The organism is Pseudobutyrivibrio sp. 49, assembly GCF_900100545.1.
GTDB lineage: Bacteria > Bacillota > Clostridia > Lachnospirales > Lachnospiraceae > Pseudobutyrivibrio.
Genome location: NZ_FNDP01000002.1, coordinates 74,362 through 91,491, shown reverse-complemented (window position 1 = coordinate 91,491; position 17,130 = coordinate 74,362). Strand labels below are relative to the sequence as shown.

The window sequence follows — 17,130 nt, the reverse complement described above, 5'->3', positions numbered from 1 at the left end:
AAAGATGACTAAGATAGAAAGAGTATTAATTGATTATGTAAAAGAGCATAGAAAACCATTATTTCTTATCATTATGACTTTTATAGGTTTTTTTATTCGATTTGCAGGAAGAGATTTTGTTTCACCGGACATGAGATATTTTTTACTTCCTTGGTATGAGGAAATACAGCAGAATGGTGGAATAAACGGACTAGGTACTCAGGTTGGTAATTATAATATACTGTATCAAACGTTAATTGCTTTGATGAACTATATAAATATAGACCCAGTTTATCAATACAAAGCGTTGTCTTGCATATTTGACTTTGGAATTGCGTTCTTACTTCTTAAAATTGTAAATGAAAAAGTAATTGATATGAAGGGGATAGCAGTTTTTTCCTTCGCAATGATAATTCCAGAATTCTTTCTTAACTCCTCAATATGGGGGCAGTGTGATGCAATTTATGTCTTTTTTTGCATTCTATTTTTGTACTTATTACGAAAGGAATTATGGGCATATGCATTTATTGCGTTGGGCGCAGCTTTCTCGTTTAAGTTTCAAACTATTTTCTTTCTACCATTTATCATTATTATTTACATCACGCAAAAAAAGTTTAGTATTTTAAACTTTGCTTATACAATCTTAGCATTTTGGGCGTCAGGGATTGTTGGATATATCAAAGGTCGAAATATATTGGAACCTTTTAAGATATACTTTTCTCAAACAAAAACAGATATCAATATGGTGAAAAATTCTAATAGCATCTGGGTACTAATTGGTGATGATTATAATGCGCTTTCAAAAGGTGCCATTTTAATTACGATAGCAATATTTGGAGTAATGCTATATTGGTTAATAGAGAATAATTGCACAATGGATAGTAAGGAGAAATACTATAGTTTAGCTGCCTGGACATTATTGACTTGTTATATATTCCTCCCTTGCATGCATGAAAGATACTCTTATCCAGCGGATGTGTTACTGCTGTTGGTTGCAGTTATTAATCCTCGATATAGCTTCGTGTTCATATATTCAAGCATTCTTTCGACAATAACATACGGAATGTATTTGTTTAATAATGGGGCGGTTTCTAAAGCGGGAATTATAGTATATGTTTTTGTATATTTGATTTTTACAAAAAAAGTTATTGATAATAAAGATGGTCTCGGTTTTAGTTTTATAAAGTAATGGGAGGCGACAAAAAAGTGTCTAAAATTAATTCGAAAAAAATAAATCAAATTGTTATCACAGTACTCATTGTCTTTTTAAATTTCATTTTACAAAGAAATGAAGTCCACAGGATATTTACCTATAGTGATAACACCTTTTATTTTTATCGAATGATGCGCGTTGTCTCATTGATTGTTTCCAGTCTTTTAATGTATAGATTTATAACAGAAATTGATTATTTTATAACTGGAGAAGAAATCCAAAAGAAGAGAGCAGGCTTCTTTTGGATTTATTTTGCAATTAATGTATGCATTTTATTATTGGTTTGGCCAGGCATATTTAAGGGTGATGAATTCTATATGATTCCCAAACTGATGAATATGGATATTGTATGGGCACAGTCATGGATTACCAGTGTTTTCTACATTTGTGCTTTGATGATATTGCCATATCTATTTTCGATTACATTGCTACAGATATTCATTATAGGTGAAATAGCTTCTTATATTTTTATTTATATATATCAGAATCTCACAAAGAAATGGTTGTCATATTTTATTCTGGCGCCATTTTTGCTTTTTCCTGTATTAGATAACAATCAATTTACACTTCGTACATCTTTAATGGCATGGGTACTTTGCTTTATGGTCATCTATACATCTAAAAATATCAAAGAAGGAAATTTCTTTTCAGCTAAAGTACAAATGTTGCTTGTGGGCTTAAGCGTTTTACTTATGACTTGGAAAATGGAATATGGTTTTATAGTAGCTGTACTGGTGGTCGTAGATTTAGTTGCTTTAGTTATGAAGAAGATTGATAAGCGAGTTTTTATTAGTTTTGTTACCACAATGATAGTTGTCTATGTTGTTTTGAGCATTCCTGTCAGAATGGGTAATTCACATAATAATTATAAGCTTACCAGTATGTTTACAGGTTTGAGTGCAGTCCTTTATGAAAACTACGATGATATATTGGGAAATGAAGCTATTAGAGAGGATTTTGAAAAACTCGATTCAATAACACCGGTTGAGGATATCTTACAGAGCACATGTCTAATAAATCTACCAGGAAGTTATTGGAGATTACCTTCTATTTCTAATGAAGATCAGATGGCTTGGTTAAAATCAGCGGTCAAAATATGTATGGCATATCCATACACATTTTGGGGTAACAGATATTATATTTTTAAATATACTAATGGAATGATTGCAAACGTAATTAATCACACAGGCTCCGAAAGTTCTAAATTGGTTCTAGAACTTGAATATATAACTAATGAGGAAGTTGCTCATTTTTTTACAGAGCATTTTAACTTGTCAGAGCCACTACTCAATCGAGATGTGAGAACAAAAGTTATTTCCATTCTCGCATGTAGGAATAATGAAAATTACAGCGAGACGAATGTACTATATGGTATTTTATACAACACGTTGATTCCAGCAGTGCTATTACTTTTGTTATTTGCATGGGATGTTTGGAAGAAGAATTATAAAGAAATTATTATTGGGATAGTTCTATTAAGTATAGTAATTATAAATTTTATTCTTGCGCCTGCTTATTTCTGGATGTATTATATGCCATTTTATTTATCGGTATATACTTATATAACATGGAAGTTGCTGATATGCATAGATAGAAGAAGCTTTTAAATAGTAAATAATGAGGGGGAGTTGCCTTTGTATGGATTCCAAGAAAATAGCGAAACATATATTTATATTAATTCTATGTTTTATTGTAGCATTTGTCTGTGAATACATTGCGGCGAATTATAGATATAGCAGGCAGAATGAGTCACAGAATTCTTCTGTAAGGTTTTATTTAGAGGACATGAGTTTTTCGGGAGTTAATGTGGCTGGAAATATAGTTACGACAATTGATTCTGATCCGCAGCTTTTTATAGATTTTGATAGAACATATATAGAAAATATTGCGATTAATCAAATTGTTGGTGTAGGAAAAGAGTGGAATCTTCAGGTGTATTATGTAGACGGTGATGAGCAGTTTTCTGATGAATCCAGCATTACACAGCCAATTAATGGGGAAGAATCATATACTACTTTGGAAATAGGTAGATATGCTTCTAGAATTAGGATTGATTTAGGTGACGAGGTAGGAAATATTTTTAATATATATGACATCATAATCAATCCTGAATCAGACGTTGCTTCTTTGAAGGATTGCTTCTCATTTATAACAGCTTTTATATGGGCAGTTTTATTATTCTTGATTTCAAAAAGTGTTTTTGTTGTATTTTCTAATGTGAAGAAAAAAACATGCTCTGTTATGTGCCTGGATAAGTTTTTCTGGTTTTCTTTAGTGATTGGCTGTTTTATATTTTCAATTGTATGGCTGATTGTTAATGGAAATGGCACACAGAAATATACAGACCTAGTATATGAGTTTACTTCTCAGACTAATACTAATAAGTCTCCAGAAAGAACGCTTTTATATGTACTTATTTTGGTAGGAATAGTCGCTGTATCTGTTTATTATCTATGGGTAAGGAATAAATTGGTTAATGGCTCTTCTTTATCTGATAAAATTTTGGGTAAGAATGGGGTGCTGTTATTATCTTTTGTCGTTCTTACCGCAGTAGGATTTCTATGGCGTGCAGATGTCAGTACGATATTGATTATTGCAGGGGTATTGGTTGTATTTGTTCATGTGATAAACGCTGAAAATGTATTACGGTCACTATGCTTGTATGTACTTCTTGTTTATGCCGAAATAGCTCTATACAGAATATATGTCTTTACAGGTGGAAGGCAAAACATAAATTCGTTGATTCTAGAAATTATTGCTGGCTTAATTGTGGTAGCAATCAATATTTTTAAATATTCAATTCGTAATATCAATATAGTTGCTAGTTTCGTTCAATTATGGATTCCTTTTTCGCTACTGATTTTCTTGCAGAATCAGTATTATCGTAATTACGAATACATAACAATAAATGTTCCACGTAGGGTGACAGCATTTGTTTGCGTGGTTATTGTACTGATGTTATTGGAAGCAGTATTATTATGCTGGAAAGCCAGAAGAACAAGCTACGAAGGGTTAACAATTTCTATAGGTTCCCTTGTTACTATTTTTACATTAAATGTATTCACAGAAAAAGGGGCAGTGATGCCTACTGATTTACATCATTCATTTGAAGATGTAATTGGTTTTTCACAGATATTTGAGAAGGGATTAATTCCATACAAAGATTATATTGCAGCCAGTGGTTTCTATTCAGTGGTCAATGGAGCATTTTTTAAGTTATTTGGAAAAGGAATAGTATCCAATCTAAATATTTCAAATCAGATATTTTTGTTATGTGTAGCGGTATTGCTCGTTATTACAATGGTAGGTCATGTTAAGCGAGAATATATTTTACTCATTGCTACGGTGTTCTCGATATGTACGTATACACGAACTCTTTTTATAGCACCTATTGTTTTGATATTAGTTTCAGACAGGCTTATTGAAAACAAGAATTTATGGCTAAAGGTATGGATTCTTACAAGTCTATTTCACGGATTGTATTATCCTTTGTATGGAGCAGGAGTCTGCATAGGGTTTATGCCATTAGCTATATGGCAGATTTATTCTTATTGGAAAAATGGAACATTTAAAAGCGATGTAAAAAGAAAATCATTTTGGATTTGGTGGAGTGTGACATTGTTGCCTGTAGTGGCTTCAATAAAGCTTCTATGGAATACCTTGTTACATATTAGATACATGTCTAGCATAACAATTTATGCAGATGGAATGGTTAAATTTGCGCAGCAGGTTCCTGAAGGAGTATTGGACTACTTAACAGATTATCCAGGATTAAGAATGACAATTTATATTGCCAGTGCTTTTGTGGTGCCAGCTTTATTTGTAGTGATATGCTATGCGTTTGTTTTGAAAGCAGGAAAGTTTGGTAAGAATAATACGGATTTTTTTAAAGCCTGTATAATGGCTGTATTGCCGATTATTCTTATAGTGGGTTATTCTTATACTATTGTAAAATTACAGCAAGGTTCGCTTTTTAACCGAAATAGATTTTTAATGCTTCCGGTATGTATACTTCTTATCGTCTTTGCAATCAAGTATTTGGAAGGTAAAGCTAAAATCACAGCAATATGTATTGCGGTTGTAATACCAGCTATGTGGGGTGGTATTGCAATGGATAATATCGATACATCCTGCAATGCATATATTACTGTGCCAGATGGCTATATGTATATTACAAATGACAGGCTGGGAAAATGGGGTACAGGATTTGAATACAGAGATATTTACAATCTTGTAAGTCAAAACTATGACTCTGTAAAAAATGATCCTGAAGATACCACATATTTAGGTAGTTTTCCAGTATATGGGTATTATTATATATGTGATGTCACCCCCGTTTCTTATATAGAATATGGTCCTGCTGTCAAGGGATATGATGCAACAAAGGAATGCATAGATGTTTTAAAAAGAAATCCTAGTATTGTTGGCGGTACTGGGGATATTTACTATTCACCATATTATGCACTAAGCAACTATTATCTCTATCATTGGCTAATGACATCAGGCGAATATGTGTGGTCGCCTGAAAGGGCTGTTTTTATCCCTAATACAAATGGCTTATCTGTCGATGAAGTGCAACAGATTAATAAGAGCATATCGACTGTACCGGATGATTTTGATATAGGGTTGCATCCAAATTCATTTGGAGAGTCACTTGATAGTCTTGAATTCATACTTACTGAATTAGACGCTAAGTATGGTAGTGAAATAGATGATGGTAACTTGGTACTTTCTTTTGATAGAACTATTTTTGGAGACCAGGCTGATTATATTTACCTCGATTTTGAAGATATAACTGATGGCGAATATTATTCATATTATAGTGGAGATGAAGTTGGTGAGATTAAATCTATTTTTCAGCAAATGCTTTTAAAGAGAAAGTATAATAAAGGCATGGCTGTGGTGGTAGAGTGGCAGGATGATAATCAAGAACCTCACAGAATGCGTTGCGAAATGAATGAGGGGAAGTTGTTGATACCATTAGGCTCCGGAGCAAAATGGTTGCTTCACAGCCATGATAATCTTTCAATATGGGTAGAGCAGGATGGAGAAAAAATAGCTGAGCCATTGGAAAGTTTATCTGAAATAAGATTACTTAAGCTAAGAGAAGTAGAGTAGGAGTGATAATGATAAAAAAGAAATATCTTATAGGAGTAGTAGCTCTCCTGGCGCTATATGTTTTATACATGATAAAAGGCGAGGGGATAATAATAAATTATGTTGACCAATTAGATGGAGAAGTTATTTATTACATGCTTCGATCACAGTCATTAGACACATTATTTCAAACTCACTTTTCGCAGTTTATGGATGGAAATGCGGAAGTGTCAGTGGCATCTTTTGGAACGTTGCTGTTTTATGCAATGCTTCCACCAGTCTATGCCTTTATTACGAATATGTTTTTTGTAAGGATAATTGCATTTTTAGCATTATATTTTCTTCTTAAAGAATATGATATAGAAGAAGGTATATCATTTGCTGTAGCACTATTATATGTTTTGCTTCCAATATTTACAGTGTATGGTTTGACTGCTGTGGGTGTGCCGCTTGTATGGTTGGCGCTAAAATACAAAAAGGGAGAACGTAAATTATTACCTTATATTCTCGTGGCAGTTTATGGTTTATTTTCCTCCTTAGTGTTATTTGGGTATGCAGTGCTAGGTGGATTGATATTATATGATATCATACTTATGATATTGTATTTGCGAAATCCGATTGAGCAAAATAAGAATAGCTTGATTCGAGGCGGGATAATATTTATAGAGTTACTTTGTATTTATATTCTCACAAACATAGAGCTGCTTGTAAGTATATTTAAAGGTGATAATGGTTTTGTATCTCACAAATCTCAGTATACACTGTGGCCCGGTTCATTTGGAGATAGCTTTACCCAAATGTTATTAGAACCACATAATCATATTGTAAGTACTCAAAAATCTATAATTTTGGTTATGCTTATTACAGTGATTATAGTGTTGGTTGGAAAAATAGTAATGAAAAAAACAATAGAAAAATCAGCTAGGATGATGATTCTAATGTTATTTTCAATAGTATTTATGATAGTGATTATCGCTGTTTTATATGCATTCTATCATTGCCAGATGGGAATAGATTTGCGTAATAAACTATTTGCTGGAACACCATTACTAGCAATGCAATTTGATAGATTTTATTGGTTTTACCCATGTTTATGGTATATGATTTTAGGATTTACGTTGTCTATCTTAAAGAAGACTTTGAAAAATAGATGGATAATAATTCTATTATTAATTATTCCATGTTGGAATGTATATATTATGAACTCGGATTTACTTCAAAACTTAAAAGATACAGTGGTAAGGGCGGATCATAACGAGAATACATGGGGAAAATTTTATGATGAGAAAGGATTTTCTTATGTATTAGATTACATAGATAGAAATCCAGAAGAATATAGAGTGATTTCTGTAGGAATACATCCAGTAGCTGCACAGTACAATGGATTCTACACCCTAGATGGATATTCTAATAATTACGATGTTCACTATAAGGAAAGATTTGGAAACGCTATAGCGGAAGAGCTTAATACTCCTTATCTAGAGGCATATTTCTGGGAATGGGGAAATAGATGCTATGCATTTACAAATGAGTATGGTGCAGAATTTTATGATATTAGCAGCGACGAACCTATTGAATTGGATTACAATTGGGATAAACTAAAAGAAATGGGATGTGAGTATGTCATATCTCGATATCAGCTTATTGTAGATACGGAAAAAGTGAATTTTGAGCAGCACTTTACAGATAGCTATTATGGGTTGTATCTGTATAGAGTGTTATGAAAGGGAACTGACTAGACTATGAAAAAGTTTAGAATTGATACAAAGATAGATAAATTATTTTTGTTTATGACGATGGTTGTGGCCTTCGAGGTGTTGGCAATTATATTAATTAATTTCAGCACTCCGTCAGATTTGTTAATCGACAAAGACTACGCAAAGCTTGCAAAGCATGTTGTTGAGATGGGAGATAATCACAGAATCTTTTTAAAAAACTGGGATTATATAACCACAGGAGAGTTTGATTGCGCTGCACTTATTGCACTGCCTTTATATATGCTCACTGGTAATGTGCTTAAGTCTTTCGCTGTGGCAAATGTAATTAATACTATCTTTTTAATAGTGTTAGTTTGGCATATTCTTTCAAAGGTAAATGTTAGGTATTCATTTAGGCTGCTTGCTATAGCAGCCGTTTTGTGCATTTATGATTATGGTATGCTTGTCCACTCAAACATGATGTTTTTCTGCGGTGGTCAGTATATTTATAAAGTTGCTATTCCTGTGTTGCTGGTTAGTGCTTTGACTACTAGTGAGGAAGACCGCAAGTGCAAGATAAATATAGCGGAGATAGTTTTATTTGCTGTTTTATATTTTATATCATGTATTTCTAGTGGACCATACCTTTTTATATGTGGAATTGTGCCGGTGTTTGTGTGTCAGGTGGTTCAGTTTATTAAAGAAAAAAGAATTGATTTGTATAGAATTTGGATTCTAGTTGGCACATTCGGAATTACGATAATAGGAAATGTATTATGCAAGGTATTCGAGATTGATCCTGATAGTAGTTCAATGGTGATTCGAAGCACAGAGGCTCCGTTGGAAGAGTTCAGGCTTGTTTGTCAGGATATTCTCTTTTTGATTAATCCATTTTTTGCTTCTGATTTAAAGGCTGTTTCCTTAGGTGGTATAGTGGCTTGTATGAAGTGGATAGTAGTCATTCTTCTTGTTATGGGATTGCTTTATGCAAATAGGATATTTGCTGTACCTCAGTTAAGAGCAGACGAGGACGTATTTGATACAAAGAAGATGTTGGAGAGCATGCTGATTTCTTTGTTCATTTGGAATTTCTTTATTTTGTTTATGACATCATCATCGCCTAGATATCATTTGATAGGTATGATGGCTCTGTTTTTATTGAGTGTGATTAAGCTAGAGAAATATTTGGAGCAGTATTATGCTGTATTTCAAAATGTAATTGTGGTGGGGCTAGGATTATGCTTTGCATGCATCAGCTTTTACAATATCACTGATGGAAGAGATGCTTACTACGAGAATTTTGCTGAATATTACATGATTGATGTTGAGCATTGTGGCGAACTGATAAATTATTTGGATGAATACGATGCTCATAATATGTATATGGTGGATTACAGTGAACTGCCAGAGTTAATGAGATTGATTGATAAAAATCATTCCTATGAGCTTTATATTACAGCCGTTAATGGAGTAGAAAATTACGACTATTACTATACAGATAAGGATAAATCCACTTTTTCTGATAGAAATATGATTCTTTGTAGGAATAGTGATTTGGATAGATTGCCAGAATACATTCTTGATTCCTACCAACAGGTTGGGCAGATTCAGGATTGTGTGCTTTTATTCGCTGAACATAATCCAAACGACGGAATATCAGGTGCGTTGGATGGAGTTAGAACAGTTGATTTACCAACTACACCTGAATATTATTATGTAGGTGGTATTGATGAGAATGGTTATCTTTATACCAGTCCTGAGGATATTCAAGGTGAGGAACGCATCATACTTTCTAGTGCGTACTTCGAATTAGAAGAAGGAAAGTGTGTTACCTTTAATTATTCATGTGATAAGGATGGAGCATACCTTAATGTGTATAAAGATGGAGCTTTAGATAAGAATTATCCGCTCAGTCCAACTGGAAACGAGGTTGTGATATCTATTGATAGCACGGCAGTGTATAGATTAGAGGTAGTTAATAATGGTTTGGCAAATTCAAACATTAGGGAAATCGTTTTTGAATAGGAGTTTTTACTAGCAATGATTTTTATATCCTTTTGGTTTTATGTTTTAGTAGCAGTTTTATTCTTGGCGTATTATGTTACGCCAATTAGACATAGATGGATTGTTCTTTTAGTCGGTAGCTTAGGATTTTATTTTTATCTTTCGGAGTATTCAAAGAAAAAGCTTTTGATTTTGATTGCAATGGCTTTTTGTACTTGGATTATAAATAAGCTTCTTGGAGAATCAGAAAAGCATCGCAAGTTATTGCTGATATGCGCCATATGCGCATCAGCAGTACCTCTGCTTGTAATCAAAGATACTGGTTTTGTTATGGGGATAACCACTCATCGAGCTTTGCCAGAATGGTGGATAGCGCCTATTGGAATCTCTTTTTTCTCTTTGCAGTTGATTTCCTATTCGGTGGATGTATTTAAAGGGACTATTCAGTATGAAAGGAATTTTTTAAAATTCCTTTTATTTGCAAGCTATTTTCCGCAGATAGTACAAGGTCCAATACCTAGATATTCACAGTTATCTGGTCAGCTATATGAAGGACATAGATTTGACGAAGAGAAAATAACCAAAGGATTTATGCTTATTATATGGGGTTTTTTCTTAAAGCTATGTTTGGCAGATAAGGCTGCGGTAATAGTAGATACTATTTTTGATAATTATGAAACATACAAAGGCGCCTATGTTTTGATTGGCGGTGTTTTATACAGTTTACAGTTGTATGCTGATTTTTTATCTTGTACCACCTTTGCTCAGGGAGTTTCAGCTTTATTTGGTATTGAGCTTGTAGATAATTTTAATCATCCATATTTTGCTACTTCTATAAAGGATTTTTGGCGAAGATGGCACATATCTCTTAGCTCTTGGCTTAGGGACTATATTTATATCCCACTTGGAGGAAATCGAAAAGGTATAGGTAGGAAGTATATTAATGTACTTATTACTTTTTTTGTAAGTGGAGTGTGGCATGGCGCTGGTTTTAATTTCCTTTTTTGGGGATTGCTCCATGGTTTATATCAGGTTATAGGTGAATTGTTGCAGCCAGTTAGGGATAAGCTGAGTGATGTATTAAAAATTTATAATGTAAGTAGGGTTTATGTGTATGTGGAAAGATTGGTTACTTTTTTCTTGGTAATGCTTGCATGGATTATCTTCAGAGTGGAGAGCCTTACGGCTGGATTGAGAATGATAGCATCAATGTTTACAGTACGCAATCCATGGATATTTAGCAATGATTCATTATATAGCCTGGGATTGGAATGGAAGGAATTTTACATCCTTATTGTAGGAATCGTTGTTTTAATCTGTGTAAGTGTTGCTCAAGAGAAGGGCTATAAAATTAGAGACGCAGTATTAAAATCGCCTATGCTTGCGCGTTGGTTTGTTTATATCTGTGCAATTTTAGTAGTTATGATTTTTGGCACCTACGGATGGGGGTTTGATGCACAAGACTTTATTTACGGGGGATTTTAATATGCAAAAAATTAGAATAAAGCTTGCATTAAAGTTTGTTGCCTTTGTTTTAGTGCTCTGTATTTGTGTGGGAGCAGTAAACGGGGTGATGAAACCAAAGTTCTACTTTAACAATGAATGGCCAACTACAAATACTTTTCTAGATTTTTATGAATTGGAAAAAGATTCGGTTGATGTATTGTTTCTGGGAAGCTCACATTGTATCAACGCATTTAACCCGCAGGTGTTATACGATGAATATGGTATAACATCTTACAATTTAGCCAGTCCTCAGCAGAATGCATTATTATCCTACTATTGGCTGGAAGAGGCTTTGAAATATCAGTCTCCAAAAGTGGTAGTGCTGGAGACTTTCACTTTTCATTATTACAAGGAAGACTATGTATATAATGATATGAACTGCTCAGAGGAATCTGCTAGAAAGGCCATGGATTTTATGAGGCTATCACCATTGAAAGTGAGGGCAGCTTTTGATATTCAAAGATATGATCCCACACAGGATGCATTAAGCTATATCTTTACAAATATCAGATATCATACGCGTTGGAAAGATCTTTCGGAAGATGATTTTTCTAGGGCAGAGATGGTAGAGCATGGTGGAATTAAAGGCTATTCGGTACATGATGGAGTTAATTCTTCAAAAAAAGATGTTACTTTTAAAGCCGAAGATAGCGTTAATGCTGAAGAAGAGCCAATTGTTCGTGTAACAGACGAGTATCTTGAAAAAATAGTGAATCTTTGTGAAGAGAATGGAATACAGTTAATTTTGACCTGTGTTCCTTATGGTGAATCAATTGGAAGATATAAATCAGTAAAGAATTATGCTGATAGCAAAAACATACCTTTCTATGATTTTAATGAAGAATCCCTTTATAAAGAGGTAAAATATAATGCAAAGCGTAATGGATACAATCATGTAGATTATTCTGGAGCAGAAAAATTGACTTCATATATAGGTGGTGTAATCGCCGAGAAATATGGAGTGGCGCCTCGGAAAGATTCGTCTTTTGAGAAGACACGTGAAGTATATAATCATAAGGTTAACAATACTTTGTTATCAAAAACAACGGATATAAATAAGTATTTGGATTTAGTAAATGATTCAAAGTACAGTGTGGTTATGTTTGCACCATTTTATGAGCGTGGTCAATATTTAGGTGGCAGTCTTACTAAAAAGTTACAGTCATTAGGATTTAAGACGGATTTTGTAACTTTGCAACGAGGTGCACATTACATCGGAATCAATGATGGTAAGGATGTTATAGAAAAAGTCAGCGTGAAGGATTATTCTTATTCAAACTCCTTCCATGATGGAAGACTTATCCTAAAGTATTCGATTGATACATCATTATATGATTTGTATTCTTTTGAATTTGGAGATTTGAACTATTCAGAAATAGGTTCAACTCCTGGTTTTAAAATCATTGTATATGATAATGATGATAAGAAGATAATTGATAAGATATACGTAGATACTAGCAGCAAGGAATTGCCTATTACTAGATGGTAAGATTTAAAAAGCGCATCCCGAATTTGGGATGCGCTTGATGGTTTATTATTGGTCGATTACAACACCTGGATGGTTGTTAGGTGTCATTACTGGGATAGCCCCCTTCTTTGGAGCGGTCTGTCCTTTTACAAAATCATAAACACTGTAAACAGTTTCATTATTCCATAGTGCGCTTTCCTTGGTAGGTGTTTTTCTATTAGGCCACTCATTTCTTGTGGTGCAATAGTGCATGTAGTAAGCAATAATGTCATCACCAAAGATTGGTCTAAGGTCAAGATTTCTGCTGGCATAAGCATCTACATTGAAAGCTACTGAAGGCTGGCGCTGTTCCCAAATACCAAATGTAACAAAATGATTGAAAAGCACATCTGGGTTATTGCCTAATTCTTTAACTACATCTGGGTAATATCTTCCGTATTGATCTGCAACAAAAATTGTCTTGAGTAAGGCAATCTCATCTGCTGTAAGGTCACGGCGCTGTGCTTCTGCTGGGGCAGACATTGCATAACTATTTACCGTAAATACGGATACGGCTATTGCTGTGGCGACAGCTAATGATAAAAATTTCACAAATCTTTTCATAAAAAACCTCACCTTTCTTATAGTTTATTTTATTTGGTTGGAAATAATCCTCTAATTCTCAATATAGTCTAAAGATGTTGGTTTTTCAATGGATATTGGTGAGAAATCACTAAATTTTCAAACACTTGTAATATATATCAATATTAATTAAGATGTAGAGATGGTACACTGATTATAAATATATGTGGCATTTCATATATGGTGCATATTGCAAAAAGGAGATTAATATAATGAATAATGTTTTAGCTAGATTTTATAGAATCATGCTTCTGATATTTGGTGTTGGTTCTGTATCGCTTATTTGGACAATGACCATGTTTTTTGATTGCTTTATATCAAGCGATGATAGTGAGATTACATTCTTTTGTAAGGATAATGTTGTAGTAAACCTTATTGTTTTGGTGGTATTTATAGGCATTTTGCTTATTTTAAAGAAGAAATCGGTAATTGATCGATTTGTTGAGAAATTAAACGATGATGATTTCTACAAGAGACTTCTAGTGATTATGTTAAGAGTAATCACAATCATAGGAGTTGCGTGGGTTTTAATTACTCAGTATGTACCTGGTTCTGATCAGCTTGATGTATTATCAAGTGCTTATAAGTATGGAGTTCGTGATACATCTTTTGTGAAGGCTGATGGATATTTGGATAGATGGCCGCATAATATTGGTATTGCTACTGTAGAGAGAGTTCTAGCGATAATTGTTGGTGATTACAATATTGTTTTCATGCAGCTATTGAATGTGCTTGGTATCACATTGATATACAAAAAGATTGTGGAGACTTGGGATAAGTTTGGCGGTTCTCGTTTTTCACAGGTCTGCACATTGGCATGTGGTATTATTTTCTATCCTCTTATCATGTATGCATCTTTTGTATATGGAAACATTTGGCATGTGACATTGGCATTGATTGCCTTTGATGCTGAGGTAGACTATTTTGAGTCAAAGAAATGGATTTATATTGTAAGATGTGCAGTTGCTATTGGTTTTGCCTATATGGTAAAGAGTAGCGCTGTTATATTCTTGGTGGCACTAGCCATTTTTGCTATAGTTAAAGGGGCTATTGATAAAACTAAAATCTACAAGATTTTGGTTTTGATGGTGGCAATGTGTTTATCAATTGGTGTATTTGCCGTCCTTCCTAAAAATGTACTTTCTAAAAAAATGGGTATTGAACTTAGAGAGTCTACAGGTATTTGGGCTTTAATTGCAATGGGGCTTCAGGAAGATGGTTCTACTGCAGGCTGGTACAATGGGTATCCATTGTTAGTTTACTATGCCTATGATTGTGATGGTCCGGCATCAGAAAAGGCCGCAAAGGAAGGGACGATTGAAAGAATACATTATCTTTTCGGAGACAAGCATAATGCTTACGAATTCTTTTCAAGAAAGATTGCATCTACATGGATTGAGCCAACCTACCAGAGTTACTGGATAAATCAGGTAAGAAATCACAGAGTAAACTTCCCTAAGTGGTTGGATGCTTTTATGAGTGTGAAGGGATATGCTGTAGCTACTAAGATATTTAATTTCTTCCAGATTATTATATTTACAGGAACAATCCTGTGGCTTATTTTTGAGGATAAAAAAGCATTTGTATTTAAGTCATTTTTATTACTGAGCTTTGTGGGTGGATTTACCTTCCTTCTGTTCTGGGAGACCAAATCTCAGTATACTATTACATATTTTATTCTGTTGTTCCCATATGCGATGAATGGATTTGAGCTTTTGATGGATAAGGGGCTTGGAGTTGTTAGTGCAGCGAATAAGCCTGTTGCAATCTATGCTATGCTGATAGTGATGGTTTATATGGCAGGATATGTTCTTGACGCATCTAATTGTTTAGGATTGCATAATGAAACCTATAATACATATATTGAAACATTCCAGATTCCATATACAGGAGAGAGTGTAAGAGATATCAATATTATTAAAGGTGAGAGGGAAGATTATAAAAATAGTGCTGAGAACTATTATAAATTATTACAAGAAAATGGGTTAATGCCTTAAATGCCAACTGTTGGGATGAAGTATATGAGTAGTGAAAAATGGAAAAGGAAACGATGAATTATGCTTAAAAAGATTAATATAAGAGATTTGGTTAAAGAGAATTGGAGTTGGTTTTTGGCTTGCTTTGTAATAAGCAGTGCTTTTGTAATATTATTTTCTTATTCTACATCACCACTCTATAGGGATTTTTATGGGTATGATAGTGCCTGCTATATTACATTCGGAAAGATGTGGTACAAGGGCAAGATTCCATATGTAGAATTTTTTGATCACAAGGGACCATGGATATTTTTTGTGAATATGCTTGGTTTTGTTATTGGTGGGGGAAGAAAATACGGTATTTGTTTATTACAGATTATCTTTATGACAGCATCTTTGACTGGTGTTTATAAGATTTCTACCCTTTTTGACAAAAGCAAAAAGTATGCAATTCTAATCACTGTGCTTACAATTCTATTAATGAAGATTAATTATATTAATGGAGATACTGTCGAAGAGTTTTGCATGCCTTTTATAAATTGGACAGTGTACGGTTTGATGAAATACTACAAATCTGCATCCGAGGAAAAGAATCATTACTATAGCTGGGCCTTTCTTTATGGAATTACCATTGGAATATGCTCTCTTACAAGACTGACAAATATCGCCCAGATTATTGGTCTGATTTTTGTTGTATTTATTTCATTGATTATTAACAAGCAGTATAAGAATTTAGTAGAGAATCTAGTTGCAGGTATAGTTGGTATTTTAGTTGTATGGGTACCATTTTCTTTATATTTTGCATTCCATCATGCTTTTTATGAATTTATTTATGGTACCTTTATTCATAATTATTTATATACAGAGACGCTTACTAATTGGTTCCCTGCATGGGGTTCAAATGGTGTTATTACATTTATCAACAGTTATTTGGCCTATCATTGTATATGGGTGATTGTATTGGTTACATTTGTTAACAAGCAGTACAGAATGTGTATCGCATTTACGATAACAGCTTTAGTTGAGGGATATGTATTCAATCTAGGTGATTTATACAATCAATATCCTTTCATATGTATGGTTAATATTCCAATCTTTTTTGGTATGCTAATAATGTGGACAAAAAAGGATGATTACTTTAAGTTTTTAGTTGCTGTTTTATCTATAGTATGGGTTGGCCATTATTTAGTGGCAAATACTGTTCCTAGTGTTGCAGAAGCCGTAGATAAACGCTTTTATAGAGAACGTATTGTACGAGATTATGAAGGTGTAACATGTGTAATTCCGGTGGATGAGCTTGACTCTTTTGTAGCATATGGCGGATTCAAAATTGATGATGTATATATGGTCACAAATACTATTCCTGATTATAAGTATTGCTTATTTGAGCAATGGTTTAGCCAGGCCTCAGAAAAAGTTAAAAAAGAAATAGTTGAAGAGTATGGTACTCTTAAAGCTAAATGGATTTTGACAGAAGGGAATTACGACACAATTCGAGATATCCTTGAAACTAATTATGAAGTACATCTTCAGAATGAAGCTGGCTATACTTTGTGGAGAAGAAAATAG

General features: G+C 33.7%; 10 protein-coding genes. 9 read left to right on the top strand and 1 reads right to left on the bottom strand.

Annotated features, from left to right (window positions below; genetic code table 11):
* Nucleotides 1-4 precede the first annotated feature (4 nt).
* From BLP54_RS03755 to BLP54_RS03725, 7 genes are read left to right on the top strand one after another with little or no spacing between them, the layout of a single operon-like run.
* The gene (locus tag BLP54_RS03755) at nt 5-1,168 is read left to right on the top strand and encodes a hypothetical protein (protein ID WP_090166925.1); all 1,164 of its coding nucleotides are present in this window, start codon (nt 5-7) and stop codon (nt 1,166-1,168) included.
* 17 nt (nt 1,169-1,185) lie between these two features.
* Entirely contained in the window at nt 1,186-2,799 is a 1,614-nt protein-coding gene (locus tag BLP54_RS03750; protein WP_090166923.1) for a hypothetical protein, read from the top strand.
* Nucleotides 2,800-2,830: 31 nt separating this feature from the next.
* A complete protein-coding gene (locus BLP54_RS03745) occupies nt 2,831-6,310 on the top strand; it encodes a hypothetical protein (RefSeq protein ID WP_090166921.1) in 3,480 nt (1,159 codons plus the stop codon).
* A gap of 8 nt (nt 6,311-6,318) precedes the next feature.
* Entirely contained in the window at nt 6,319-8,013 is a 1,695-nt protein-coding gene (locus BLP54_RS03740) for a DUF6044 family protein (protein ID WP_090166919.1), read from the top strand.
* A gap of 18 nt (nt 8,014-8,031) precedes the next feature.
* Nucleotides 8,032-10,011: a glycosyltransferase family protein gene (locus tag BLP54_RS03735; protein WP_090166917.1), complete on the top strand. Its 1,980-nt coding sequence runs from the start codon at nt 8,032-8,034 to the stop codon at nt 10,009-10,011.
* Between the two features lie 15 nt (nt 10,012-10,026).
* On the top strand, nt 10,027-11,475 hold the full coding sequence (locus BLP54_RS03730) for an MBOAT family O-acyltransferase (RefSeq protein WP_090166915.1): 1,449 nt from the start codon (nt 10,027-10,029) through the stop codon (nt 11,473-11,475).
* Nucleotide 11,476: 1 nt separating this feature from the next.
* Nucleotides 11,477-12,985, top strand: coding sequence for a hypothetical protein (locus tag BLP54_RS03725; RefSeq protein ID WP_090166913.1), 1,509 nt, complete (start codon nt 11,477-11,479; stop codon nt 12,983-12,985).
* A 45-nt stretch (nt 12,986-13,030) separates the two neighbouring features.
* On the opposite strand, the gene BLP54_RS03720 is transcribed toward BLP54_RS03725, so the two are convergent.
* On the bottom strand, nt 13,031-13,567 hold the full coding sequence (locus BLP54_RS03720; RefSeq protein ID WP_090166911.1) for a hypothetical protein: 537 nt from the start codon (nt 13,565-13,567) through the stop codon (nt 13,031-13,033).
* A gap of 230 nt (nt 13,568-13,797) precedes the next feature.
* On the opposite strand from BLP54_RS03720, the gene BLP54_RS03715 reads away from it, so the two are divergent.
* Nucleotides 13,798-15,582 (top strand): glycosyltransferase family protein, encoded by a 1,785-nt coding sequence (locus BLP54_RS03715; protein WP_090166909.1) that lies wholly within the window; start codon nt 13,798-13,800, stop codon nt 15,580-15,582.
* A 60-nt stretch (nt 15,583-15,642) separates the two neighbouring features.
* Nucleotides 15,643-17,130 carry an ArnT family glycosyltransferase gene (locus BLP54_RS03710; protein ID WP_090166907.1) on the top strand — a complete coding sequence of 496 codons (1,488 nt, stop codon included), beginning with the start codon at nt 15,643-15,645 and terminating at the stop codon, nt 17,128-17,130.